We start from the raw sequence: 25,700 nt of genomic DNA on the forward strand, positions 1-25,700 counted from the left end.
TTGGCCACTGCCAGCGCGATGCGAGAAAAAGGCAGGAGTCCGACTTCGGCCATCGCACCTCCTGCTTCGATAGCAAACAACAATGGACCAGCGCCGAATATCTCGAATTTTCATCGCCGTAGCGAGGATGTCAACAGAGCCAGCTTTCTTCTTGACTCTATGCGATTCGCGAATGGTACAGGTCAGACATCCAATCAGACTCCTAGCCTTGTACTCTTAGTGAATCAGACCGATAATATACGGTGGAAGGACGGAAGATTTTGCGCCGAACATTGGCAATATTGGCGGGGATGGCAGCGCTAGTTACGGTTTGTTTGCTGACGTTGGCCGGAATCCACGCGCGGGCTCGGAATCGAGCTGCCGGGTCCAATGCTCCAACATCAGAAAAAACCGTTTCCAAGCGAGCCGTGAACGCTGCTCAAGATGCTTCCGACGACAAGCCTGCGATTTTGTATTTCGCCAAAGATCCCGAGCCAGTACCGCCATTTCTTACTCAGGACCTTTCCGGCAAGCCCGTCTCGACAACCGCTCTAAGAGGCAAAGTTATCCTCCTCAATTTCTGGGCGACATGGTGCGGCCCCTGCCGCGAAGAAATACCGGAATTAATTGCCTTGCAGGCTCAATATCCTGACCAGCTGGCGGTCATCGGTGCCTCGGAAGACGACATTCCGCCTGCGCAAGTTGCAAAGTTTGCGCAGAAAATGAATATCAACTATCCGGTCATCATGGCTACTCGGCAACTCGACGAGGAATACGGGGGAATCGCAGCATTCCCAACTTCATTTTTGATCAACACGCAGGGCCGCGTGGTACAGAAAGACGTCGGTGTATATTCATTCGCATACTACAATATGCAGATCCGGGCTCTCCTCGGACTTCCCGTAAACGCGAGGATCGAGACCTTCGAGGATGTGGGGCAAATTTTCTTGAAAAATGCCGCGCATGCCTCCCAGTTGCCAGGTGTCAGTTTCTCAGGCTTAACGCAGGCGCAGAAAAAAATCGCGCTGCACAGATTGAACGCCGAGTCTTGTACATGCGGATGCAAATTTACGCTGGCTCAATGCCGGATTAATGACACGAGTTGTCCCGTAAGCAACAGTATCGCCAACCAAATTGTCCGTGAAGTTGCAAAAGGAAGCACATCAAAGAACGTTTTTTCTCCGAAGACGCAATCCGAAGACCGATAACAAAAGCTGCAAATACTCGAAACATCTCGCGTTCAAATGAAACGAGCGGCGTAGTCCTCGTTGTTTCTCGAACTGAAATGCATACGCCGCTCACCCTAGTAGAAATTCTATAGGTCCGACGACATCTCGGAGAGCCTAGTGCGTGTCAGCGTACTTAAGGGCTGCGTCAAGTTCCGCAAGAGCCTCAGCGATATGGTGCCTTGCTTTGTCGCGATGACCGCCGAAATCGTGCGCCGCATGAGCCAGGTGATTGTCAGCTTGCCTTAAAAGACGCATGGCATCGTCAATCTCCGGGTGTGGCCTGGGTGCGGGCATCGCAGCCGTGGCAGTTGTCATCGATGGCCCCGGCTCTGCAGAGATTGCCAAGGGAAACGAAAGGGCGATGCCGAAGGCCATTGCGGCAAGGATCGTCAAAATGCGCTTGGAAAGTGTCATCCAGAAATCCTCCTCGTCCGACATTCGGCTCGGACAGCCGAAATCATCCAACAGAAGAATCAAATCGTCTCAAAAAGCAAACGAAACAAACCGGCCCGTATGACTCGACTGGAAAATCGAGTCGCGGTTTTTTTGGACCATATCCGGATGGAACGCGATGCGCAAATATCCGAACAGGGGATCCCAATTGCTCCTGCAATGAGGATTCTACTGTGCAAGCCGCGACGGCTCATTGCTCTCAGTGGATCATGCGTACTAAAAGTTATCTTAAAGAAGTCAGTCCAAGGCGGTGAAAACTTGGAAAGCCCTCATGCCGTATCGTTTGACTATCGAATCTTTGCAGTCTATTCTGAGTTGTTCGCTTTCCGATCCGAAGCTGAACAGACTGAGGGAGCTTTGCTCTTACATCTCTTATACGCAACTATTGCCGTCGTTCTAGTGGTTCAACTCTCTGCCTTTGCAACAAGCATTTATCTCCATCGGACGCTGGCTCACCGTGGGGTTTATTTGCACCCGGTTGTGGCATTCCCGATGCGCCTTCAGCTATGGCTCTGGACCGGAATCAACACAAAGGAGTGGGTAGCGGTGCACCGAAAGCATCATCGCCACACGGATGTAGAAGGTGATCCGCACAGTCCTGTTCTCGAAGGTTTGTGGCGGATTCTTCTTGGGAATGTCTACTACTACACGCGGGAAGCGAAGAATGCGGAAACCCTCACGACCTTCGCTCCGGACATTGGCAACGACTGGCTCGACCGCTATATTTTCGGCTTTGGCCTCGCTGGTGTGATTCTCGGAATTTCCATTTTCATGTTGATTCTGGGACCTGTTTGGGGCGGTGCGGCATTCCTGGTGCAGGCTTCGACGTACATTTTCCTCAATGCTGTCATAAACGGCGCGAATCACGCGATTGGCAAGCAGAATTTCGACAATACAGCGACGAATCTCGGTTTCATTGCATTACTTACTGCAGGAGAGGGTTGGCACAACAATCACCACGCGTATCCGACATCGGCACGCTTCAGCATATCTCGCGGCGAATTCGATCCCTCTTGGCCGGTGATTAAGATGTTGACGTGGATGCACCTTGCGCGTCCGCTGAAGCTGGCACCAAAAATGGAGTAATACGGCCTACTATGGCCGGCGATTGGAATCCCGAAAACTACTTAAAGTTCGCTGAAGAGCGTACGCAACCGTGCCGCGATTTAGCAGCACGCATTGCTGTTCCTCAAGTTCGCACCGTAATCGATCTCGGCTGCGGCCCGGGCAATAGCACGCAAGTTCTCACGGAACGCTGGCCTGGCGCTCAAGTCACAGCGCTTGACAGTGACGCGTCGATGATCAACGCCGCGATTGAATCGAATCCACGCGGGCGATGGATCACAGGCGACATCGGGAAGTGGGCCGCTGGCGAGCCGCCCAATGCTACAGCGGAAAAATCTGCTGAAAGAGTCGCTGAAAACAAATCAGAGAATGAACTTTATGACGTCGTTTTTTCCAATGCTGCTCTGCAGTGGCTGCCCGACCATGCCACGCTTTATCCTCAACTTTTTTCCCACGTCGCGCCCGGCGGCGCTCTGGCCGTTCAAATTCCAAGCAGCCAAGACCGCCCAGCCTATCGGCTTTTGCGTGAAATGGCTGCGTCAATCAGCTGGCGGAAATGGTTCCCTACGGGACGAGTCCGTACCTGGCACGCACACGACTGGGAGTTTTACTATGACTTGCTTGCCCCCTTGGCCTCACGCGTCAATGTTTGGCTGACGGAATATTTTCACGTTATGCCTGACGCTAGAACCATTGTGGAATGGTACAGCGCCACGGGCATGCGCCCATACTTGACGCCTATTACGGAAGAGACTGACCGTGGGAAATTCATCGCCGAGTATACGGAAAAGATCCGCGTCGCCTACCCGTCCCGCCCTGACGGCAACATTCTGTTTTCATTTCTTCGCATCTTCCTCATTGCCTACCGCTAAGCACGTTCACCGGCAAGCGTCCATCGCCGTAGTTAGCTCAGCCAGCCGATCGCATTTCGAGCCTCGGATGCTTGAGGTGGAAGGGTGTCGCGTTCTGATAGGCACGGGCAAACGCGAGTAGTTTGCTTTCTCCAAACAGTTGCCCAAGAAATGTAAGGCTCACGGGAGTACCGGGTCCGCCATAATTTCCAACCATTCCATCTTTGTTCTCGACCGCCGGCGGAGCATCGTCGCCGCGAAAGCCATTCGGAAGAATCAGGGCTGGATGCCCCGTGAGATTCGTCACCGTGAGCTGCTCACCATTTGTCGGCGCAACAATGACGTCAAAACTCCCGAAGGCCTTCGCTACGCCTTGCATCGCAAGGAATTTTGCGCGGTTTGCCTGAACATATTCAACGGCTGGAACGAAACGCGCGGCGCGGAAAGTATTCGGCCAGGCAGTGGGCCCCTGATCCACCATCAGTTTGTCGCGACCGGTGCGAGTCAATTCGTCGAAAGCCGCCGCTGCCTCCACGTTGAGGATCGTAACCATCGGCTGGTACGGTAGCTTCGGGAGTTCGACAGGAATCAATTTAACACCCATCTGGGACAATTTTCGAAGTGCCGCATCGTTAAACTTTTGATCTGACTCCGCTGATGCAATGAATTGTCGACGCTCCTCATCGCTGATTCCCCGAGATCCCTTCAGACGTTCTTCCAGCGCCGCTCGATCAAATTTGAATTCCGATTCGAGGTATCCGACGCGGAATTTGCGCCAATCCTGATGTGCGTTCCAATTAAAAACAGCCGGTCGAACCGAACGATCTTCCCCATCCGGCCCGGCTATCGCGTCGAGTACAAGTGCACAATCCTCGACGCAGCGACAAATAGGACCTAGCTTGTCCTGGCTCCAAGACAATGCCATCGCTCCGGTGCGCGGCACATGTCCAAATGTCGGACGCAGCCCCGTACAACCACAGCGTGTGCTGGGTGAAGAAATTGACCCGAGCGTCTCAGATCCAACCGAAAAGCCAACGCATCCTGCGGCGGTCGCTGAGGCTGGCCCCGCTGAAGAACCACTCGATCCTTGATCAGGATTCCAAGGATTGCGTGTAACACCTCCGAACCAGCGGTCTCCCTCTGCAAGCGCTCCGAGCGTGAGTTTTGCGACAAGAACGGCGCCCGCGGCGTCGAGCCGCTTAACTACAGTTGCATCCTCGTCAATTGTCTGCTCTTTGTAAGGCGCGGCGCCCCACGTGGTTGGATAGCCCTTGACTGCAAGCAGATCCTTCGCGCCCCACGGAATTCCATGCAGGGGTCCACGATATTTCCCAGCAGCGATTTCGCGATCTACCTCCTTGGCTTTGGCGAGCGCACGATCCTCGGTCGGCGTGATTACGAACTGCAAAAGGGGGTCGTAACGCTTCAGGCGGGCAAGATACATCTGCGTCAGGGCCGTTGACGAAACTTTCTTTGTGCGCAAAATCTCGGTGAGCTCACGAACAGTATAAAAAGCAACCTCCTCGAGATCCTTTGGCACTCCGCGAACACCTATCGCAGGCGCCGCGGACATTGCCGGCGGACGCTTTACTTTTTCGAGATGCATATCTGTGCTGATGAATGGGTCGAAAACCATTGCCGGTTGCACGCCGTTGGCGATGTGTAGTTGATATATCTCATCGTAGCCTTTCGCCGCGCTCTCAAGATCGCGGAGCATCATCTCGCGATCTTCCGGCGGAATGGGAACATCAGCGATGATTGCAGCCTGGCTGATCATGTCCGATGTAATTTTTTGCGCATCGCCATCCGCCATAGCCCACAGCACCCCTGGCAAAAGAGTCCCCGCAAGTCCGAATCTCGAGCAAGCGGAAAGGAAATGGCGGCGATCGATCATTATTTTCTCCATGTCAGCAGCCTCACTGGCATCACCATGGTAGAGTATCGTGCAAATCAACTCTTGATGTCGGCGGCGCATTCTCCAACTACACGGCTAGCGAGTCAATAACAATAGGAGGCCCCTCTATGAGCAGAAGAATAAGAGCATGAAATCGATTGAATACGAACGGGCTATTGGACGGTCAAAACGAGAGTGGCAGTCTTCTTCTCGCCAGAAGAATTGGTTATGGTCAAAGTATAAGTCGTCGTTTTTTCTGGTGAAACCGAAACACACCTTTCAGGGGATGGCCAAACTCCCTCCGAGGGCTTTGGTGTAAGCATCACGTCCTTTGCGTTGGAAACGCCATAGCAAATCTGAGATGAGTCCCCCCGATGGATGGCGCCAGGTGCAGCGTAGAAATTCATAATCTCAAAATTGCTCCCGCCTAGCCCCTCCGCCAATCGTCGCGCGCGTTCTCGCTCCGCCCGTGCTGCTTTTTCCTCGATGGCCTGATTTTCTTCATGACGCGAATAAAATATGCTCGCGACGACGAGGCCGACGATTACGACGACAACCCACGTAAATTTGAACAACGTCTGAGGCAATGATTTGTCGTGGGGATCATTTCCCATTTGAGAATCCTTCCAATAACCCAAGAGGCCGGATCTTCAATCTTCTTTCAGGAGCTCGCGCCATAAATCTCGTTTCAGGGCTTCTCTCAACACGATCCTCATACTTCTACTACTCTATCTCAAGTGCAACTTGGAAGGAGGAGTTTAAGCTTCAACAGCGGTCGACGGGCGTATCCGCTCAAAAATCGAGTCCAAAAAGTCGGGGATTTCAAATACGGCTCGATTAGTCTCGCGGGACGCGTTCTTTCGGCACTCGGCAAGTCTCTCAGGCTGGAGAAGCTCTGCGACAGCCGGAACGATGTTCCGGAAAGAGCGGAGTACAATGCCCACATTTCGCGTGCGGATCCATTCCGCGTTGTATCGCTCTTGGGGGAGCGTCCATGCATTGCATTCGGCGATTACCGGCAGACCCTCGGCGACGGCTTCTGAAATGCTTCCCGGTCCTGGTTTGCCGATGAAGAAATCCGAAATATGCATGTAATAAGGAATTTCGTTTGTGAATCCTTCGACAAAATAACGCACGCAAGATTTCTTCTCGCGGAGGGCTCTGGCAAGATCTCGGTTTTTTCCACAGATCAAAATCAGTTGAAGATCGATCTCAGAGCGAGCCAACCGATCGACAATTTCGACCATGACACGATTTCCATGCCCGCCGAACAACACCAGAGCCGTCGGCACATCCGGCAGTAAGTTCAGCTGATGACGTTCCAGTGCGACATCTGAGGATTGCGGCTCGTAAAAACGCGGATGGAGGATCATTCCCGAAGCCTGAAATATATGGTTCCTCCCATGTCCTAGAGCGATCGCTTGAGCGACAGCTTTTTCTGATCCACAGACGAAAAATTGTTCCTGACGCTCGATCCAAAAATGTGGCGGGTAATCAGCTAGATCAGTAAGGATAGTGACAAACGGCCGACCCGGAAAAACTTTCCTATAACTCTCGCACAAAGCGCGATTGAAGTGCGGGACAAAAGAAACCAGCATATCCGGCTGCGTCATCTCCCAATGCCGTTCGAGCAGCCGAACAATCTGCCGGCGATAAGCGCGAATGACCAGTTGCAGGACTCTCATGAGTTGCGTACTACCGAGCGTCCAGCCATTTCTGAGCATGCCGTTGTAGAAGTCCTGTATCCGGATGCCAGCGTATTTCTTCAAGATGTCAATATCGTCGAGAACTTCTTGGAGGTTGGTGAGTCGAATTTCCCATGGCCGCCGCTGGGCTTGAATGGCCATCTGAAGCGCCGTGGCTGCCGCGCGGTGGCCGCCACCGGCATCGAAAAAGCCGAATTCGATTCGCTCCATGCTTGGCCATCGTGACACCGGGAGTGCCGTCGCGTGCTACAGTTTTGTTAAATGTCCGTTACTATGCTGAAAGAGTTAAGTGCCGTGTTTTTGCAGAACTTTAGCCTCGCCGTCATGCGGGTGTAACAGGCATTTTCTACGCTCGTAGTTGTGAAGTGCGACATGCATGTCCACTCATACTTCTCCGGCCCGTGCACCACTCCTTTTTTTTCTCGGATATGCCGCGAAAGTTATAGCGATCCCGAAGAAGTTTATTCCCATCTGCGTCGCCGCGGGATGAGCCTCTTTACTCTGACGGATCACGACTCAATCGAGGGAGCCGAGAAGCTCCTGCGGCATCCCGGCTTTTTTGTGAGTGAGGAAGTTACATGCCGCATGCCGAGTGGCACGATAGCGCACATCGGCGTTTTTGATATCACTGAAAAGCAGCATATACAGGTTCAGCAACGGCGAGGCGATCTGGTTGCATTGCTCATGTATCTGACAGAGCGCCGAATTCTTTTCAGTGTCAACCACGTGTTTTCCGGTTTGACCGGTCCGCGCGCCGACGAGGATTTTCTCTGGTTCAAACAGTACTTCCCCGCTGTTGAAACACACAACAGCCACATGGCGTTTATTCAAAACGAAAATGCGGCGCAATTTGCCCGGCGGTTTTCAAAGCTGGAAATCGGAGGCAGCGATGCTCACGCTCTGCCGTCCGTCGGCAGCGCATTTACAGAAGTGCCCGATGCACGAAATAAAGAGGAATTTTTCGCCGGCCTGCGTGCAGGAATGGGTCGAATAGGCGGAGAGTCTGGGAGCACTCGAAAATTGGCAAGAGACCTTCTGCTCATCGGCCTTGAAATGATTCGAGAGGACATTCGCACCTCTCCACTTTTGCCATTGGCAATCCTTGTGCCCGTCGCCGCTTTTCTAAACTATCGTAGCGAACACAAATTTAGCAGGTATTGGTCCAAGAAGATTCTTGGCAAGCGCGAACCACGCAAACTTTCCGGCTGGATCAGTGTACCGCAGCGCGCAACGGAGGAATGGACATGACCGTGGCCAGAGCGGTTTGGAACCAGATTCAGTCTAACGATTATCGGCTAATGAAACGTGTTCATCGCTGGCGGGCGCCGCGCTGGTTTCGACTATTTATGATCTATGCCACGCGTCTGGGCGACGGATGGTTGTGGTATGCGATTGGCGTGCTTCTTGTTTTCTTCGGCGGGCCGTCTCGCTTCCCAGCCATTGGCTCCGCGGGGTTGGCGGCACTGCTCGGAATCGCCTTGTTCCGCTTCCTCAAGCAAGTGAGCAAAAGGCCGCGACCATGCGAGATTGAGCCTCATTGCTGGTCCGTGATTCTGCCCCCGGACCAGTTCTCTTTCCCTTCCGGACATTCGATCACAGCATTTGCTGTCTCTATAGTTCTTGGCTCGTTTTATCCGGAACTGCAGGTTTGCTTGCTTTTTGCCGCGGCGAGCATTGCTGTCTCGCGCATTATTTTGGGAATGCACTTTTTGAGCGATGTAATCGTGGGGTCGGTAATCGGGATATTGCTTGGACTCACATGCTTTCATTTTTTCGTGAGAATCAGATAGCTCAGCAAATCGATGCTTACATGCCGCGTCCATGCTCCTTCGACTCACGCGAGATTTGAGTTTTTTGAAAGGGTCATCGCTGATGATTCGCGCTTAGGAAGACTTAAGTGCAGCAGCAGAAGAGGATTCGTTGGTGATTCCCTCGGAAGCTCAGGTTCCGTGCTTCCCGGAGCTTGGCGCGCCTTGCCAACCGGCGGTTTCCCACATCCTGAACGCACCTCGAAAGGCGTTCCTGTTGTCGCCTAGCTCCGCGCCAGGGGGGAGTTCCTTCAATTTCTTCGCGTTTCCTCCACCGATAATCACATAGTCTGGCTCCATTGCCAGTTTCAACCTTTCAACAATATCGGCGACATATCGTCGCCACTTCTTTTTCCCATGTCGCTGCAGACCACGCAACCCGATGTAGTCCTCGTACGTCCGGTCCTTCTTATAAGGCAAATGCGCAATTTCCATCGGCTCGACAATCCCATCGACGATCATCGCCGAGCCGAGCCCTGTGCCCAGTCCCAGAAAAAGCATGCGACCACCGCGATAGCTCCCCAATGCTTGCATCGCAGCATCGTTCATTAGTTTGACGGGGTGCCCAAACGCCTTCCTGAAGTGAAAACCGACCCAACCATGCCCAAGATTATAGGGGTCTCTCAAAACCTGCCCATGCACAATGGGGCCGGGATAACCTATAGACACAACGTCGTACTTCCAGTCCTCAGCCAACCTTTTGACATCGCGGGTCATTTTTTGCGGGGTCATAGCGAGGCCGGAATTGAGTTTGCGCTCTTCGTGTTCTCCCGTCGCCAAGATCTTGACATGAGTCCCGCCAACATCAATGGCAAGGACTCTTAGTTTTCGTTTGCTGACGGAAGTCTTCATCGTGCGTCACCTTCGTAGCGGACCTGAAGTCATAAACAGTTGAATCGTCCGTACAAATTATCCACCGCGCCTTCGCCGAAAACAACGTTTATGAGGCTTTTTTTTTCGGCATATCGGAGCCGTGCTTTCGGAGATTTGCTATGGCCCCCTTGGCAGAGGTAACATCATCCGCCCCGTCACTTACGGCAGGGCTTCATGAACGCGACTTCACATCTAAAGAGCCACATTCAAGATAGTGCTGCGCCAAAGACTGGATTGCCATACTGGATGTCACGTGTCTTGCAGGAACATGCGAAAGCTTCCAAGAATCTGAGCGGCGATCCGATTCACGATTTGCGAACGGCACTGCGCCGGTGTTTGACGATCGAAAGTGCAATGTCTGAATTGGACCCACATCCTGCTTGGAAAAAATTGAGACGTACAGGCAAGAAGCTCATGAAGGGCCTGGGCTCCTTGCGAGATTCCGAAGTGCTTCTCGGTTGGCTGAGTAAATTCGAGAACGCCAATCGCACGGTCGGGCAGGCGCTGGAAACCTCTCTGCAGCTCGAATTTGATTTGGCTAAGAAAGAAGCTCAAGGGGCGCTTAAGAGCTTCGGCCGAGAGAAATGGGCCATTTTGCAAAAGCTTCTGGTCGAGCGGGCTGCACGATTAATACCCGAAACGGCGCCGGCACAATACCTGGCGCTCGAGCGCTGGGATGAAGCGTACAAGAAGCATCGCTTCGCTCTGCGAAGCCGTTCCAAAATCAGCTATCACCGTGCGCGAGCCGGTTTGAAGACTTTCCGGTACACATTGGAAAATTTCATGCCAGGCTTGCACGCCAAATGGCGTGGTGATGTGAAACAACTTCAGGATATGCTTGGCGAAGTTCATGACCTTGACGTGCTCTGGACAAAGATTGTGGCGCTTAGGCCAGCGCAAAACGATGCCGCAGGAATGGAATGGAAGACAGCGATCGAGAGCGAACGAATGTTCCGGCTGGCACAATACCGGACAAAAACCAGAGGTAAGAATTCAATATGGCAGGCATGGCGTGCTGCATTGCCCCATGGAGACGCCCAGGAAGAAGCGGCTCTGGCGAAGCTGTCCGTTTGGTCGGCGTATCGAACGCCTGAGTTCACACGTGCTGAGCGCGTAGCCACACTCAGCGCGGAGCTATACGATTTGCTTGCTGCTCGCGGATTCACTGTTGGATTGCCGACTGAGCGCGGGAGAGTCATTCTTCGGGCAGCCGCATTGCTGGAGGATGTTGGCCGAATGAGCGGCAATAAAGGGCATCACAAGGAATCCTACCGCTTGATCCACAAGTTGCCTCTTCCGCTGGGATGGAGACCATCTGAACTACAGCTCGTGGCGCTTGTGGCGCGTTACCATCGCAAGGCGTTGCCCCAGCTTAAACACAAGGAATTCAGCTCCCTTTCTAGTTCTTTCCGTCAGGCGACGCTTCTTCTCGCGGGAATTTTGCGGCTTGCCATTTGCTGCGAACAATCTCCAATACAAATTCGGAGGATGGATTTGGAAGTGACACTGGACGGGCTGTTGATTCGTGCTTACGGGTTTGACGGAGAAGAGCCGTTGCTGTCGAAGCTCGCAACGGCTAAACACCTGCTCGAAATTGCGTGTCGCAGACCGATCGCCATACTCCCCGGTGTCGCCGGCACCCCGGTCCGGACGTCTGACCTCAAAACGAAAACCGCCGCAGCCTGATTGCGGATCGCCTATTCCACGTGAGAATCACTAATCCGCCAGCTGGCGGAGGGTTTTCGGCAGGTATACGCTGATTATCGACCCTCGTGGCGGAGAAAAGTTCTCCATATCCAGTGCCGCACAACCAGCTTTCTTGAGCGCCGTCACTGTGGAGTGAGATCCGATTCCGAGGGCAATCACCAAGTCTAAATTTGGAGCATGGCCAACGCAAAGCACTTCACCGGCCTTGACGGCGGAGATTTCTTCAAACAGAACTGCAGGTTTGGCCTCTGGTTTCAAGGCTTCGGTTTGGCGTAACTTCTTTACGGGATAGCCCAAGGCCTCACACACAATCTCTGCCGTCTGCACCGCGCGCAGCAAAGGGCTTGCGAGGATAACGCCCGGTTTGATCCCTATCGCACACAGCCCGCGCGCGGCGGCTTTCGTCTTCGCAATGCCTCTCGGCGTCAGGAAACGATCCACCTCTGGCGGGCAGGCTGGGTCCGTGCGGTCAATCGCAATACCGTGCCGCATCAAAAAGAGTCTCATTTCGTCTTCTTTTCCTTCCGAATCACGCGCCGCATCAAGCCAAAACCAAGCGGCTTAAGAAATCAAGCGACTAGGCAGCCCGGTGCGCGCTCGTCGGCAGCCTTTCAAGCGATCTTGAACGACGGACATTGCGTGCACGACCGAAGCGGAACCTCCATCCGGAAACCTCTTCAAAGAACTTCGCAGCCCTGCGGCATGTACTGATAGGCAGGCTATAGTGTCCTACACAGTGCATACGAAGATGGATTGTCTTTCGATGAATCACCACATCGATGCTCTGAACCATTCGCCTGCGGTCCTTATCGAGCGCAATAGCAATTCTCAGGATTCCCGTAAGCAGCCGAACTTCTTCACGACGCCTCGGGTCAAGCAATGAATAAACCTTATGCCCTGGATCCGGACTCGATTTCCCGTGATAACGGACTAGACATGCAACAATCATCTGATTGGCTTCGCTCAATCCTGGAATCTGAGCATTACGAACAATGTATTCGCCATGCTTGTGATGCGCGGTCGAATTAATCGCATACCCCACGTCATGCAGAATCGCCGCCATCTCCAGCGGCAAGCGAAGTTCGTGCGGTAGTCCGTGAATTGGGGTCAGCTTATCGAACAGATAAGCGGCCAGGCTGCGCACGTACTCGGCATGCAAAGGATCACTGTCGAAACGCACGCCGATCCGACGCGCTTCTCGTAGAAGCGGCTCCGCAACAACGGCATAACTCTTGGGTGCGACACCAGAGTAGTGCGACGCTGCCAAATCCCAGAGAATTCCTTCCTTAACTCCAACTCCTGGAACGAGCAAGGCCCGCAAGCGTAACCATTGCGCCAGCGAACTGAAAACAATCGCAGCAATTCCAATAACCTCTGCACGGTCCTTGCGTAGGCCTAACGCCTTCATCCGCTCGCTGACGCCCAACCCCAAGATACCCCATAACCGTTCGTGCAGCAGCCGCAGGTTAATTGTGGCAATACCCCCGATTCGTGGTCCGGGCGCCAGTCGCGCCAGTGCGTCAGCGTTCCCCCCTGAAGCAACAGCGACGGCACCCGAGAGGTCCGGCGGGTTCGGCCAAACGCTTTGCAGAATCGAAAGCACGCGATGCTGCACGCGTTCGCATTCGTCTTCGCTGAATGCGCCATAAATGCCGAGAGTCTCCATTAGACGAACTGTGCCGAGCGGCAACGCAAAAATCTTGACGGGTGCGCGCTTTCGCAAAAGGCTGACTTCCAGGCTCCCGCCGCCAAGGTCCACGATGAGACGAGGCGAAAAGCGCTCCCCCACTGCGCCTAAAATCGTCGAGCGAACCAGACGCGCTTCTTCCGAGGAATCGATTACTTCCAACTCAATGCCGGTCGTGTGGCGGATTCGCCGAATCAGTTCTGCGCGATTGTGGGCTTCGCGAGCTGCGCTCGTCGCGACAGCACGGTAGCGCTTCACGTCATAACGATCGAGCAAAGTCTTGAATTTGCGGAAGGCTTGCGTGGCCTGCAACATCGTCAATCGGCTGAATTTGTGTTTCGTGAACGCGCGGTGGCCCAGTCGAACAGGCCAGCGCTCCGATTCAAGAATTTGGATCTCGGATGCCGAGTTGGCTTGCGCAATGACGAGCCGTATCGCGTTTGAACCTGCATCGATGCCCGCGATTCGAACAGGGTCAGCCAAGGTTATTGCCAGAGGTGCACCAGCGCGTGCGAAGGACGGTAGCGAATGTTGCGGATTCCCAGATAAGAAGCGATTCGCTTGCGAAGGTCCGCGTTGACCGTGCGAATCGTGTTTTCGCCGTTCAGCGTCGCGAAACCATGACGTTTTGCCAGATTTACAAACTCTTTTCGAACCATCGTCTGGTAGCCAATGAAAGAATCGTAAAGATCGTCTGACAAATGTAAATCGCGCCCCGCTTCCCAAAAGCTGATGGCCGGCGATTTCTGAAATTCCCGCTCGAAAGCGACTTGCGGCCGGACGTTAAGGAAAAAAGTCAGGTCCGGAGGAAGCGCAAGATCATAAATTCGATGAAGATACTGATGATCCAGACCGCGAACAGCCGCGCGCGCAATCAATGTGTAGTAATACCGATCAGCCAGCACAATCATCCCAGAACGCAGCGCCGGGAGAATGCGGTTTTCAAGCTGGTCAAAAAAATCCGTGGCGTACATCAACGCCAGCGTATAGCGCGTCACGGAGTTCTTCGCAAGCAGGCTGTCGATATCCTTTGCAATCAGAAAGGATCGGCGCAGCCCCATCGTTTGTACCGCAAAGCCTTGCGATTCAAGCCATTCTGTGAGTAGGGCAATTTGTGTCGAACGGCCAGAACCATCCGTGCCTTCAAGTACGATCAAATGTCCGCTCAGCTCGCTGCGATCCAGCGTCGGCAAACCGGCCGACGCTCGTGTAACGATGGATTCGCCAATCCATGGCTGTACGCCTGACGATGCGGACATCGCACTCATATATTCCTCGGGTGAATCCGCTCTTTCTGCGTTTTCTGCCATGTCCTCGATTAGCCCTTGAAACGCTTCAATTCGATATGCTCGGAAACAACATCACGCATCCTCTGTTGAAGCTGATGCACTGGCAAAGTCCCATCCATCAGAACAAAATTGTCCGACTGGACCATTTGGTCGTAGCGCGCCAGCGTAATTCCCTGAAATTTTGTGAAGCTCTCGATGGGATCAAGCGACAATCCCAAGTCCATACCAGCTTCATAATACTTCAGGCGTGGACGCCCACTGAGGATTCGCCGTATCGCAATTTCTAACGGTGCTCGAAAATAAAACGTAACGTCCGGAACGACCGCATACTGATAGAGGTTCCTCAGCCAATCCACAGGGCATCCACGGGCGCCGTCGCGCGCAAATGCGGTGTAGACGTAGCGATCCGCGAGAACAAGATGTCCACTTCGCAGCAAGGGTAGGATTTGTCGTTCGTAGCGATCCGCAAAGTCCGCCGCGTGAATCAGGGAGAACGTCACGGGAGTCAGCAGGCGGCGCCGCTTGCCCCTTCGAGTCGCCGATTTTACTAAAGGCGAGGAATTCCACTCAGTAAAGTACGTCCGGTAGCCACCCACCTCCAGCCACCGCTTCAGCAGATGGAGCTGCGTGCTTTTACCCGACCCATCAATGCCTTCAACGACGACCAGCGCCCCAGAATATGGGCGCGTCGGTTGTTTCGGCCGTTTCTCTTCGGGCTGTGCGGCCTGCTCAATCGTTGTGCTTGGAGTTCCCATTCGTCCCGACAAACTCTACTAGTCTGCTCCGAAACTGTAAATGCCGCGTGACAGCATCGTTAAAATTGCGTCAACCTACTGGTCGCGGCCCGCTACTTGCTCATTGATATCGTAGAGCGGCATAGCGGGAGTTACACCGTCGCTTTCCTGCGCAACGGTAATCGCCATAACGCGGATTTTATCATTGTCCGGCAAAGTCAGCGTTCTCACACCGGCAGGCACGTCCAGTGCATACGCGAACAGATAGGAATAGGAGTAAGGCACGTTCGCACCATCGGCAGTGTGGTGGTGTGAGGCAAACCACGCCACAGGCGCGCGCTTGATGAATCCGGGCGCTATACCAGCATAATGCGGCAGCATGATTGGCCCATTTTTCTCAATGTACGCGATAAACCTGCGGGTCCGCTGCGCGGCGTTACTGGTGTCGCTTGGATCCGGGGCCACAGGCGGTTTCAGCGCCTCCATCGTAAACGAGCGGTCATACCACTGGCCGATGAACCCTCCCCAGTCTTGAATCGTCAAAGCGTCGCTCCGGTCTCCCAGCCGAAACGTGGCTTTTTGATCGCCATCCGACGATGCCGCCAGAATATAGACCCGATTGTATCGACCGACGGGAAGTTCGATCGTTTGCCCACGAGTTACGACGGCGTCCATTTTTCCAGTTCCCGAAGGGGCCAAGTGGAAATGGATGCCTGCATACGGAATATCTGTTGGCAACATCTCGGCGGGGATCGCATCTCCGGCCGCATCGAACCCGCCCGCGGACTTCATACCGTCATTGCTGGTGACCGCCAGATCGTAGCGCACAGCAACGGAATGTGAAATCGGCGGGGTCGCATGAACGTGTGGTGGCGCAGGGGCAACTTCATAACTCTTGATTTCATAAGGGCTCAGATCTGTCACCAGCTCTCCGCCCTGAATTGCCACTTGTCCTTTCATCGGCAATTCCTGCCCATTGATTTCGCGAACGCTGACGACTGGCGCGTTGAATGACAAACGTACGTCATGCGCCGCCTTGCCAGTCATTTCAACGAGCCGCAAAACTTCGTCCTTGCCATCTTCTGCCTTCTTGAAAGCCATTACGCGCACATCGTCGCTGCTGACTCGCAACAAGGAAAGCGCCTTGCCAAACGTTCCGGCGTGCTTTGCACTCTGAAATGCAATCAATGGGTCATCGAGGCGATATGCCTGCCAGGGAGTGTCTGACTGGTCCCAATTCCCCGCATGACTTGCCAGTCCATATGTGAATTCGTGGTGCCCCCAATCCTGGGTCGCTTGGTCGCGATAATCCTGACCGGCCGGACTGACACCGGGCGTATAAAGCAAAGTCAGACGCAGAGTGTTGTCGTCCGGCTTGTCGGACCCGGTTTTCGCGCCGGAAAGAATCGTCACGCCAAAGTCATCGCTCTTATCCGTCAAATCGAACCAGCGATGCGAGGCCATCTCAAAAGTCTTCTCGTTGTCGGTTGAGCGTTGAATCGTTCCCGCGCCCCAGTTGTATGTAGCCATCGGGTTCGATGCCGTCAGCGGGAAAACCGCTTTCAACGCGGCTTCTCGTGTTTTCCAGTCAATAATGTTGCCAAATTCCACGCGATTCCCTGCATCACCCGCGGACAAGCTGATCGTCTGTACGAATTTCGAACTCTCGGTTTCGCGTTCTACGCGCAAAGCCACGCGCACAGGCCCATCCTCGGCAATCGTGACCTTGCAAATGCCCTCAACATACCCTCGCGGCGGCTGGCTCTGGTCTGACCAGTCCATATTCCATGCCGGCCATTGCGAGGGTTTCTCCGTTTGAAACGCTAACCTCATCGGCGAAGAAAGAAGCTCTCGCCCAAGCTTCTTGTCGTAGATGCTGGAGACGTCGCCGTCCTGATTCAATTCGATTCGATAGCGCGCATTTTCGAGTGAAGCGGCCGTAACCTTCAAATCGGAAGCCTTAAACGAAACTGGCGAATCGGAAGGCTCGATGTCATAAACCGCATATCCAACCGATGGCACCTTCGCCAGGAACAACACTTTCGAGATGCCATCATCTTCTCCACTCAGCTGCGCAGGCACTTCCCCGCCATCTGGCCCGTATGCACGAACTCCTTGCGGCGCGCCGCCGGCAAATTTGATTTTCGCTTCCACAACATCCTGGCGCTCAATTGAAAGAGGGTTATAAACGATGATCGGCGTTCCCTTTGTCTCCGTATCCAATTCGGAACTGATCCCGTTCGTCGCACTCTTCAATACTTGCGCAAACTGGTTCATGGCCAGCACGTCGTCATTCCACGAATATGTGTACGCCTTCGGCGTCGCTGTCCCTGCCATGATGTCGTGAAATTGGCCTCCAAGCACCAATCTCCATGCGTAATTGAGCCGGGCAAAGGGATACGGCCTGCTTCCCAGCCAATCCGCAGCAACCGACGCCGCTTCCGCCGCGCGCGCTAGATTTTCATTTTCGCGATTCCAGCGCTTGTGAACCGCCTCTGACGTGAGCGAACCTGCCGAATGATTTGTTAGCTCCAAATCGCCGTGATACTTCGGCAAGCCCCCAGTCAAATTTTCCGCGACTATGTCCTTAAACATCTGGTCTGCGGGAGACGAAACCACGTGCAGCGCCCCCATGCCCATGCGCATTTTCTGCCCCGTTGTTGGTGGCGCTTGCTCATGCTGATCTTCATCGTCATTGCGTCCCTGCGGCGGCAAAATCCCCATGCTTTTTGTGATCATCTCTTCGATCAATTTGACGGAAGCCTCGTCGGGCGACCCACCGATGTCACCCGTTCCATAATAGTGATAATCCGTGTAGGCGCCGCTCGCTTTGCCGTCCAAATCCACGCGATGTGGCCAGTCCACGAAATTGTGCGCTCCAGGAGGCGGAGTGGAAGCTGTTAAATCATAATGAACGGGAGCGCTGTAGCTACCCGGATTCAGCGCTGCAATCACGCCGTGGCCATCCGGACCGATCCACATGCCGACATTGAATGGAGTACCCACTGGCGTTTCTTCCGGAGAATCCGGGCCGCCGACCGGCGCAGAAGAACCCCATGTAAGCTTTTGTGTCGAGAAACCCTTCACGCCCGCTGCATAGAGAATGCTTGGCAAATCCGCAGGGAAACCAAAGCAATCTGGCAGCATATATTCGTCGCTGGCTTTTCCAAATTCGCGCCGAAAGTATTCATTCCCGTAGAGCACTTGGCGAATGATCGACTCCGGTGAAGGCGAATTGACGTCATTTTCTTCCATGGAGGATCCCGCCGGAAACCATTGCCCGGTCGCGACGTAGTGCCTGATTTTTGCAAAGTCCGCTGGATAATATTCCTTCATCATCATGTAGCGGTTCGCGCCTGTCCAATTGAAGATGTAGTGGGGGTATTTCGGGAACAGCGCGAAATTTTCCTTCATCGTGTTCAGCAGGTATTCTGAGATGACTTGCGGATATTCCCATCGCCACTGCGTGTCAAGGTGCGCGTAGCCGACGAGATACAGTGTCGGCTGCTTTCGCAAATTCGGCATTTTTGATGGCGCAGTCGTACTCAAGTTCTTTGCTGCTTCGCCTCGAACGGGTTTCGTTGCCGATTGTCCAATCACTGTCGAGCCCATCGAAACGAGCCCGAACAACAAGCCACCCGCTACTAACGCTCGTACATGCCAATTTTTCATCAGCTCCCCACGATGTGGATGCTGTGTCGAGCGGCATCCAACATTTCAAATCCCGACAAAAATGTCGTTTTTTATCGCGAATGCTCTGCCGCGAACCATGGCGAAACGATCTCGCAGCGCCATACTATACGCATTTTATAATCGAAGTCCCAACGCTTCATCGATTCAAACCTTTGGTGCTCCTGGCCCGCGCGTTCAATCACTCATTTGGCCAAATCGGCATTGCTTTCAATCGCGCTGCGTCCGAGCTGGCGCGAGAGCGCCCACGCAAAAACAATCGTGAGCCCCGACAACAGCGCCCCCGGCTCCCACCGATGCAGCAGTAGTTTCCCCGCACCGAACAGAGCACAGTAGACCATCGCGCAGCCGAGAATCCAACAGTAGAGATTGCTTCCTAACTCACGCGTCTGCCTAATCTCCGGCGCCTTGGCGGCAATTCTCCCCCAACCATTCACTTGCGGTCTTACTTTGCGATAGAACGAAACCAAAATCTCATCCCTCTCGGGTTTGGTCGCGAACGTCACGATCACCCATACAATCGTCGTAATCAACGTCGTCGTCAGTGCATCCTTCGCAAATTGCACCGTGCTGTCGCCTGTAAAAAGCGTCGGGCGGTTCAGCACGCGCAGCCAAAACGTGTGCCAGTCGAGAGCCAGTGTCGCCGCGAGCGACGATGCCATCGCGGAAATCTCGCTCCACGCGTTAATCCGCCACCAGAACCACCTCAAAATGTAAACCGCTCCTGTACCTGCTCCCAGCTGCAGGACGTCTTCCCATCCGGAGCGAATCGATCCGAGATGTGCCGCTACGTATCCCGTGATCGCTACGAGCAAAAGCGTAATGATTCTCGATACGCGTACATAGTGTCGTTCGCTTGCATCCCGTTTCAGGAATCGGCGATACACATCTCCAATAAGATAGGAAGAACCCCAGTTCAATTGCGTGGCGATCGTTGACATAAACGCCGCCAGGAAGCCTGCCAATACAATCCCGCGCAGCGCATGCGGCACGTAATCGTTCACGATCATCATGTAGCTGGTCTCTGGATGCGAGAGGCCCGGGTAAAGAACAATTGCTGCCAGCGCAGTCAAAATCCACGGCCACGGTCGCAGAGCGTAATGCGCGATGTTGAACCACAGTACGGAATAAAGCCCTTGCTTTTCGTCGCGGGCACTAAAAATTCTTTGCGCAATATATCCCCCGCCGCCCGGCTCCGCGCCCGGATACCAGAATGCCCACCACTGAATCCCGAGATAAGTCACAAAGGTGATCACTGGCAGTGTCCACAGCGCCTTGCCGGCAAAGCCGCGTGAGAAGTCAGGAAAAAATGAGAGCGGATCTGACCCGCCGTTCACGGCTCGCATGGCCTCGATTTTCGAGATCATATGAGTCGTTCCGCCCGCGGCAATCACTGCGTAATACGCGACCACAATCACGATGCCCATCTTCAGCACGAATTGAAACAAGTCCGTCCATAACACCCCGGACAGCCCTCCAAGCGAAACATAGATCCCCGTAAACGGAATCAGGAAGAAAATACAGATGACCAATGCACGTCCGTCCGTTCCTGCGAACATCGAACCGAGAATATTGGTCAGCCAGTGCGCAAAAGCATTCAGAAACGCCCAGTTTCGCATCGTCGGGCCCATCGTCGTTCCGACGATTCCGATCATCGCCTTTGTGACCCACCCAAGAATCAAGCAATTCATCAGTAGCCCGAGATATACCGCGCGAAATCCGCGCAAGAAAGCCGCAGGCTTGCCCGCGTAGCGTATCTCCGCAAACTGTACGTCTGTCATCAGTCCAGAACGTCGCCAAAGCCGCGCGAACAAAAACACTGTGAGCATCCCGGAAAGCAAAAACGCCCACCAGAGCCAATTCCCTGCAATTCCCTGGGTGTAAACCAACCCTGCTACCAGCAATGGCGTGTCGGCCGCAAATGTCGTCGCCACCATTGACGTTCCAGCGAGCCACCACGGCACGTTCCGCCCCGAAACGAAGTAGTCGTCGACGCTTTTCTCTGCGCTCCCCCGGAAATAAATCCCCAGCAGCAGCGTGATCAGGAGATATCCGAGAATCGCGGACCAATCCAGCAGCGTAAACTTCACCGCCGCACTTCCTTTGCCCGACAAGTGCGCTCGCGACCGTTGCTCATGCCGCCGGAGTCTATCGCTTGCCTTGGTCAAGGGGAAGGAAGAATGTGGCCGCCCCAGAGGCTCAAACGAATGGCACTTCTCGCGTAACCCGAGAGAAGTAATTTAAAAAACAAGAAAACCCATTGAAAAGTGGCGCGCCCAAGGGGACGATTTTAGAACTTTTTTGAGTCATTTGGTGGCAAGCCTCTCGCCTGCGTCCGGCGGATAGCAGAAAAAGGGAACGGTTCATCCGTCCGAAATCGTATCCGATTAGGGGCTAGAATTCGTGGGCAGGTCAATTGTACATCGTGCGCGAATAGGTGGAAGCGAAGCGCGAACTTCCCAGCCAGTCGGAGTGCTGATAATACGGCGAGCCGCTCGCCGTGTATCATTATCGGACGTGGCTAATCGCGTTTTTCTGGTTCGACTGTGCCTCTTTTCTTACGCACGGTGCGATGAGGGTTACCACTATTAGGAAAACAAAAATGCTGATACCCAGGACAAGGCCCTTATGCAGCCTTGCGAGTCGGGAGTAAGCAACGGGGCTGCCCCTGGCCTCCACCAATCCACGGATTTCCCAATGCAAGAACAGAGAGGAAACCCAGGTAGCGAAAGGGAGCAGCATCAGTAGAAGCATGGCGTTGCTCAAACAGGTCGTCAACGATTCATTTGTATGTATCGATCTGAATTCAAAATAGGCCAGTATTGCCGTGACCACCGTTACCGCGATGAAACTCGGAGAGCGAAATGGGGACCGCGAAAAGTATGTCCGAACACTCAGCTTATTTTTCATGGCACTCCTACGGGTGGTCCTCCACAAAGCTTCGTATTGAAGTATTCCCCTAGTTTGGCATTGGCATATGACATTCCTCCCCACATTAGGGAGCTGAAAGGGTCGCCAATTAATGCCGACAACAGGCTGGCAGATCCAGTCGTGTCTGTTATGCTGTTTACGCCGCGGTTCATTTGGTTGGCGGGTGGCGAACTCTTTCGACGTTCGTAACGTTCCTCCATTGATAGCACTGTGGGCCGATGATACCACACACGGGGTCTGCCTACGGCTCGGCCGAAATCACTGCGGGTGCCGCATTCATTGCGTCTTGGGCAAAGAGTGCGGGGGTTGACTTGATGAAACACCCGGCAACATGTGCGCGCTCTCGCCAAAGAAACTGGCGCGCCCGGAGGGATTCGAACCCCCGACCCCTAGCTCCGGAGGCTAGTGCTCTAATCCGCTGAGCTACGGGCGCGTAGCACGACGCAGAAATCAACACTGCCATGCCGATTTCATTCTACCGCGCAAGCCATGGGCTGCAAAACAAAACCGACGCGTTGCTCTTGCCTGCGCTTACAGGCGGGCCAAGTCGCAGATTCTCTTCGCCAGTTTCTCGATCTGTTGCGTTTTATCTACAAAAGCTACGGACAGAACCTGCGAGGAATCAACTTTCTCTGTCTGAGTTTTCAAATCTTGGGCCAGCGAAAAAAGCTGGTCAACATCCTTCTTAATTTCCTTCTGATTCGCTTCCAGAATAGCCCTCGTGCGAAGTGGAGGTACGGCTGGAGCTGTTCCCGGTCGATCCGAATTCGACGGCAAAATCTGCGGGCCTGTCGGCAATGGATGCCCGTTCTGGCCTTCGGCCAGTCGCGTCGTCAGCAAGGTTGCGCCAACGGCCGTTGCGCTCGAAATCACAGCTGCCAGGAAAAAGCGCCTCTGATTATCCATGTGCTGCACCTCCTTACAAACAATCCGCCAAATGCCGCCACAGCCGCGGTGATATAATCTCTCGCTTTCTGATTATATATGACTCTGTTCAACGACGCCTGGTTGGACGCAATAAAGCAGCGCGCGCCGCGTGTGTTGTTCGACGTGGCTACTGCTGTGATTTCCATCCTCGTTTGGCGAACGCTCACCTCCCACATGATCGTCAAGGCCGCCGCGCAGACTCGCGCCGCGCAAGCCCGCGAGGATCAGACGCGCACGATGGCCGGTGTGCTCTATAGCGTTGGCGTTGTAATTATCGCGCTCATCGCCATCCTGATGATCTTGCCGGAGTTCGGCTTCGACATCACGCCCGTTGCTGCGGCCGCTGGCCTTTTCAGCTTGGCTCTCGGATTCGGCGGGCAATATCTCGTGCGCGACATCATCAACGGATTTTTCGTTATCTTCGAGGATCAGTATGGCGTCGGCGACAATATCAAACTCAATGGCGAAACGGGCCGCGTCGAGCACATTACGCTTCGGCGCACGGTTCTGCGCAACTCGCAAGGCGCAATTGTCACCATTCCCAATGGCTTGGTCGGCCAGGTGGCAAATCTGAGTCGCGACTGGTCGCAATATTTTCTCGATATCACGATTCCCAGCGAAGCCGGCGTCCCGCAAGCATTGGCCGCTCTCGAAAAATGCGCCAAAGAGCTTCGCGACGACCCCGCCTGGTCGCCGCTTCTGATCGACGGCCCGAATGTCCTCGGCGTCGAATCTCTCGCTCTCGCTGGCACAACACTTCGCCTGCAATTCCGCAGCGCTCCCACGCGCAACGAAGACGTGGCGCGCGAGCTTCGCCGTAGAATTCTTTTGGAAATGGAGCGCGCCGGAATCAAGTTAGTCAGCGCGAATCGTGTTGTTTTTTCCGGGCCGGAAGGCCCTTTGACGACTTCTCCGCAAACAAGCGGAAAATCATAGGGAGGATAGGAATGAGCACCGTTACACATGAACAGGCAAATTTGTTGCTTCGCTTATACGAATTGCGCCGTGAACCCCGGATGCGCGAGGCCCGCGCGTGGTTTTTGGCGAATTTCAATCCATCGAGCCCGGAAGATGCAATGAGGATTGCCCCTCCCGGGACCGAGGCCAATGCTTCGTTGCGCATGGTCACGAGCTACTGGGAAATGGTGGCGAATATCGTCAGCCGTGGCCTCATTGACGAGGAGTTCTTCTTTGAGAATTCCGGCGAGCAATGGATCGTCTGGGATCGCCTCAAACCCGTCGCCGGCCCCACCCGGGAACGGATGAAGAATCCCCATGCGTATGAAAAGCTCGAGCAGCACGTCGCCCGTTTCGAAGCCTGGCGCGAACGCAGAGCTCCCGGTCACAATGACCTGATCCGCCAGATGCTGAAACAGATGATCGCTCAGGCCCCTCCAGCGAAATCGCCGGCAAAAGGTGGAAAGGGAGCGAAAAAGCGCAGCCGATAATGGAATCTGTCCTTCGAATTCAGATTCCGGCGCGTTAGTAATGGATTTGGTGCTCCGCTCGGGATCGAGAGCCGCTCAAACGCAGCTCTCGCCTGAGCGGCTCGTTTGTCTTATTTCAGCTCGCCCATTTTTTCTTCGCATCAATCCTTGAGTCGTGGGTCAGTTCGAATTTTTTTGACCGTGCTTCAACGAGTCAAAATTCGAACTGACTCATGATCAATCCTTGACACGCCCGGAGTTCTCCGTATATCTTTTCTGTGCTGCTTTAACGGCAGCGCTTATCCAGAGTGGCTGAGGGAACAGGCCCGACGAAGCCACAGCAACCTGGCGCAACCGCCAAGGTGCTAATTCCTGCCCGATGGGGAGCGATAAGATCCTCGGCAATCGATTCCTGATCGCTTGAAGATTCTGGCTCTCAATTAATTTAACCTCGCAGGCGATTTGTCTATCTCGCCTGTGGCAGGTCACTTGTATTTTCGCACCGCTCCACTGGTGGAATGCGCAGGTGACTTCACGGGTCGGCTGGCAATGCCGTCAGCCGGATCCAAAATTGCGAATTTATGGCACAGGAGAATCTTCATTGTCGCAGGAATTGAGAGCTGAACATGTGGCCGTCATCAAAATCGGTGGTTCGATCTTCAAAGACACAGCTTCGTATCGTCGCGCCGCGGAATTTGTCGCACATAGGCTGGCTGCTGCGCCGGAGGAAAAACTCGTCGTTGTCGTATCGGCGCGAAATGGCGTGACGGATTTCTTGTTGCAGGAAGCGCAGGCAATTGTCACCGAACCCAGTCCGTCTGCGCTCGATTTGCTTTGGTCCACGGGCGAGCTGCACTCTGTCGCGCTCCTTGCCTTGCATTTGCAGGCCCTGGGAATTGCCGCGTCTCCACTGAATGTACACCAGACGGGCTTACGCCTTTCCGAGCGCGGGTCCAGCGCCGCCAGGGCAGATTTCAATCCGACGGCAATCCGCGAGGCTCTGCGAAATCATCGTGCGCTCGTCGTACCTGGATTTCTCGCCGCGGATCGTTCGAGCACAATTGTGAGCCTCGGACGAGGCGGTTCCGATTTGACCGCCGTTCTTCTTGCCGCTGGCCTCGGCGCCTCTCGATGCGAACTCATCAAGGACGTGCCCGGCTATTTTTCCGACGATCCTCATTTGAACACACACGCGCGGCATCTTCCGTCTCTCTCTTTTTCGCAGGCGCTTGCTATGGCTCATGACGGATGCGACCTCGTTCAGACGCAAGCGCTCGAAGCCGCGGCGCGTCATGATCTGCCGCTCGTCGTTCGCAGCTTGGGTGAACCAGCTCCGCAAACTTGGATCACAAATGAAACGCGCGAATCTGCGGCGCAGGATGCGCAAGCGACAATCTAAGCCCGGGCTTCTGAAGTATCGGCACAGATTTTTCGCCATTGTGCGAATTCA

Annotated in this window: 21 protein-coding genes, 1 tRNA gene and 1 riboswitch; of the genes, 9 read left to right on the forward strand and 13 right to left on the reverse strand. The window is 54.2% G+C overall.

Annotated features, from left to right (window positions below; all coding sequences use genetic code 11):
- Positions 1-407: 407 nt before the first annotated feature.
- Entirely contained in the window at positions 408-1,187 is a 780-nt protein-coding gene (locus tag VGR81_13090) for a TlpA disulfide reductase family protein (protein HEV2289873.1), read from the forward strand.
- A 135-nt stretch (positions 1,188-1,322) separates the two neighbouring features.
- On the opposite strand, the gene VGR81_13095 is transcribed toward VGR81_13090, so the two are convergent.
- Complete coding sequence (locus VGR81_13095; protein ID HEV2289874.1) at positions 1,323-1,622, reverse strand: hypothetical protein; 300 nt, start codon at positions 1,620-1,622, stop codon at positions 1,323-1,325.
- Between the two features lie 198 nt (positions 1,623-1,820).
- Between VGR81_13095 and VGR81_13100 the strand changes: the two genes are divergently transcribed.
- Together VGR81_13100 and VGR81_13105 are read left to right on the forward strand one after the other, a co-directional pair.
- Positions 1,821-2,747, forward strand: a complete 927-nt coding sequence (locus tag VGR81_13100; protein HEV2289875.1) for a fatty acid desaturase — start codon at positions 1,821-1,823, stop codon at positions 2,745-2,747.
- An 11-nt stretch (positions 2,748-2,758) separates the two neighbouring features.
- Positions 2,759-3,598, forward strand: a complete 840-nt coding sequence (locus VGR81_13105) for a methyltransferase domain-containing protein (GenBank protein ID HEV2289876.1) — start codon at positions 2,759-2,761, stop codon at positions 3,596-3,598.
- A gap of 37 nt (positions 3,599-3,635) precedes the next feature.
- Here the strand turns inward: VGR81_13105 and VGR81_13110 are convergent, their stop codons facing one another.
- The 3 genes from VGR81_13110 to VGR81_13120 all read right to left on the reverse strand — a co-directional run bounded on the left by VGR81_13110 (position 3,636) and on the right by VGR81_13120 (position 7,387).
- Positions 3,636-5,483 (reverse strand): amidase, encoded by a 1,848-nt coding sequence (locus VGR81_13110; protein HEV2289877.1) that lies wholly within the window; start codon positions 5,481-5,483, stop codon positions 3,636-3,638.
- Positions 5,484-5,644: 161 nt separating this feature from the next.
- Positions 5,645-6,085: a hypothetical protein gene (locus VGR81_13115; GenBank protein HEV2289878.1), complete on the reverse strand. Its 441-nt coding sequence runs from the start codon at positions 6,083-6,085 to the stop codon at positions 5,645-5,647.
- A gap of 144 nt (positions 6,086-6,229) precedes the next feature.
- Positions 6,230-7,387 carry a glycosyltransferase gene (locus VGR81_13120; protein ID HEV2289879.1) on the reverse strand — a complete coding sequence of 386 codons (1,158 nt, stop codon included), beginning with the start codon at positions 7,385-7,387 and terminating at the stop codon, positions 6,230-6,232.
- 375 nt (positions 7,388-7,762) lie between these two features.
- Here VGR81_13120 and VGR81_13125 point away from each other — a divergent pair, with 375 nt between their 5' ends.
- Together VGR81_13125 and VGR81_13130 are read left to right on the forward strand one after the other, a co-directional pair.
- Positions 7,763-8,425, forward strand: coding sequence for a PHP-associated domain-containing protein (locus VGR81_13125; GenBank protein ID HEV2289880.1), 663 nt, complete (start codon positions 7,763-7,765; stop codon positions 8,423-8,425).
- Positions 8,422-8,967 (forward strand): phosphatase PAP2 family protein, encoded by a 546-nt coding sequence (locus VGR81_13130; protein HEV2289881.1) that lies wholly within the window; start codon positions 8,422-8,424, stop codon positions 8,965-8,967. The genes VGR81_13125 and VGR81_13130 overlap by 4 nt, the downstream gene beginning before the upstream one ends.
- A gap of 150 nt (positions 8,968-9,117) precedes the next feature.
- On the opposite strand, the gene VGR81_13135 is transcribed toward VGR81_13130, so the two are convergent.
- Positions 9,118-9,837 (reverse strand): ROK family protein, encoded by a 720-nt coding sequence (locus VGR81_13135; protein ID HEV2289882.1) that lies wholly within the window; start codon positions 9,835-9,837, stop codon positions 9,118-9,120.
- A 267-nt stretch (positions 9,838-10,104) separates the two neighbouring features.
- Between VGR81_13135 and VGR81_13140 the strand changes: the two genes are divergently transcribed.
- Positions 10,105-11,544 carry a CHAD domain-containing protein gene (locus tag VGR81_13140; protein HEV2289883.1) on the forward strand — a complete coding sequence of 480 codons (1,440 nt, stop codon included), beginning with the start codon at positions 10,105-10,107 and terminating at the stop codon, positions 11,542-11,544.
- A 30-nt stretch (positions 11,545-11,574) separates the two neighbouring features.
- Here VGR81_13140 and VGR81_13145 read toward each other — a convergent pair whose 3' ends face one another.
- From VGR81_13145 to VGR81_13180, 8 genes are all read right to left on the reverse strand, one after another.
- Positions 11,575-12,072 carry a histidine phosphatase family protein gene (locus VGR81_13145; GenBank protein ID HEV2289884.1) on the reverse strand — a complete coding sequence of 166 codons (498 nt, stop codon included), beginning with the start codon at positions 12,070-12,072 and terminating at the stop codon, positions 11,575-11,577.
- Between the two features lie 70 nt (positions 12,073-12,142).
- Positions 12,143-13,735 (reverse strand): Ppx/GppA phosphatase family protein, encoded by a 1,593-nt coding sequence (locus VGR81_13150; GenBank protein HEV2289885.1) that lies wholly within the window; start codon positions 13,733-13,735, stop codon positions 12,143-12,145.
- Positions 13,736-13,737: 2 nt separating this feature from the next.
- On the reverse strand, positions 13,738-14,511 hold the full coding sequence (gene tmk, locus VGR81_13155) for a dTMP kinase (protein HEV2289886.1): 774 nt from the start codon (positions 14,509-14,511) through the stop codon (positions 13,738-13,740).
- Between the two features lie 59 nt (positions 14,512-14,570).
- Positions 14,571-15,296, reverse strand: a complete 726-nt coding sequence (tmk, locus tag VGR81_13160) for a dTMP kinase (protein HEV2289887.1) — start codon at positions 15,294-15,296, stop codon at positions 14,571-14,573.
- 75 nt (positions 15,297-15,371) lie between these two features.
- Positions 15,372-18,947: a glycoside hydrolase family 38 C-terminal domain-containing protein gene (locus VGR81_13165; protein ID HEV2289888.1), complete on the reverse strand. Its 3,576-nt coding sequence runs from the start codon at positions 18,945-18,947 to the stop codon at positions 15,372-15,374.
- A 203-nt stretch (positions 18,948-19,150) separates the two neighbouring features.
- Positions 19,151-21,055 carry a sodium:solute symporter family protein gene (locus tag VGR81_13170; protein HEV2289889.1) on the reverse strand — a complete coding sequence of 635 codons (1,905 nt, stop codon included), beginning with the start codon at positions 21,053-21,055 and terminating at the stop codon, positions 19,151-19,153.
- Positions 21,056-22,252: 1,197 nt separating this feature from the next.
- A tRNA-Arg gene (locus VGR81_13175) sits at positions 22,253-22,329 on the reverse strand.
- Between the two features lie 98 nt (positions 22,330-22,427).
- Positions 22,428-22,802, reverse strand: coding sequence for a hypothetical protein (locus VGR81_13180; GenBank protein HEV2289890.1), 375 nt, complete (start codon positions 22,800-22,802; stop codon positions 22,428-22,430).
- 78 nt (positions 22,803-22,880) lie between these two features.
- On the opposite strand from VGR81_13180, the gene VGR81_13185 reads away from it, so the two are divergent.
- The 3 genes from VGR81_13185 to VGR81_13195 all read left to right on the forward strand — a co-directional run bounded on the left by VGR81_13185 (position 22,881) and on the right by VGR81_13195 (position 25,649).
- Positions 22,881-23,759, forward strand: coding sequence for a mechanosensitive ion channel domain-containing protein (locus VGR81_13185; GenBank protein HEV2289891.1), 879 nt, complete (start codon positions 22,881-22,883; stop codon positions 23,757-23,759).
- 11 nt (positions 23,760-23,770) lie between these two features.
- Entirely contained in the window at positions 23,771-24,271 is a 501-nt protein-coding gene (locus VGR81_13190) for a hypothetical protein (GenBank protein ID HEV2289892.1), read from the forward strand.
- A 275-nt stretch (positions 24,272-24,546) separates the two neighbouring features.
- Positions 24,547-24,646: riboswitch (SAM riboswitch) on the forward strand.
- Between the two features lie 217 nt (positions 24,647-24,863).
- Entirely contained in the window at positions 24,864-25,649 is a 786-nt protein-coding gene (locus VGR81_13195; protein ID HEV2289893.1) for a hypothetical protein, read from the forward strand.
- The last annotated feature ends 51 nt before the right edge of the window (positions 25,650-25,700 follow it).

It is taken from the genome of Candidatus Acidiferrales bacterium, assembly GCA_035934015.1.
In the GTDB taxonomy this organism is placed as follows: Bacteria; Acidobacteriota; Terriglobia; order Acidiferrales; family UBA7541; genus DAHUXN01.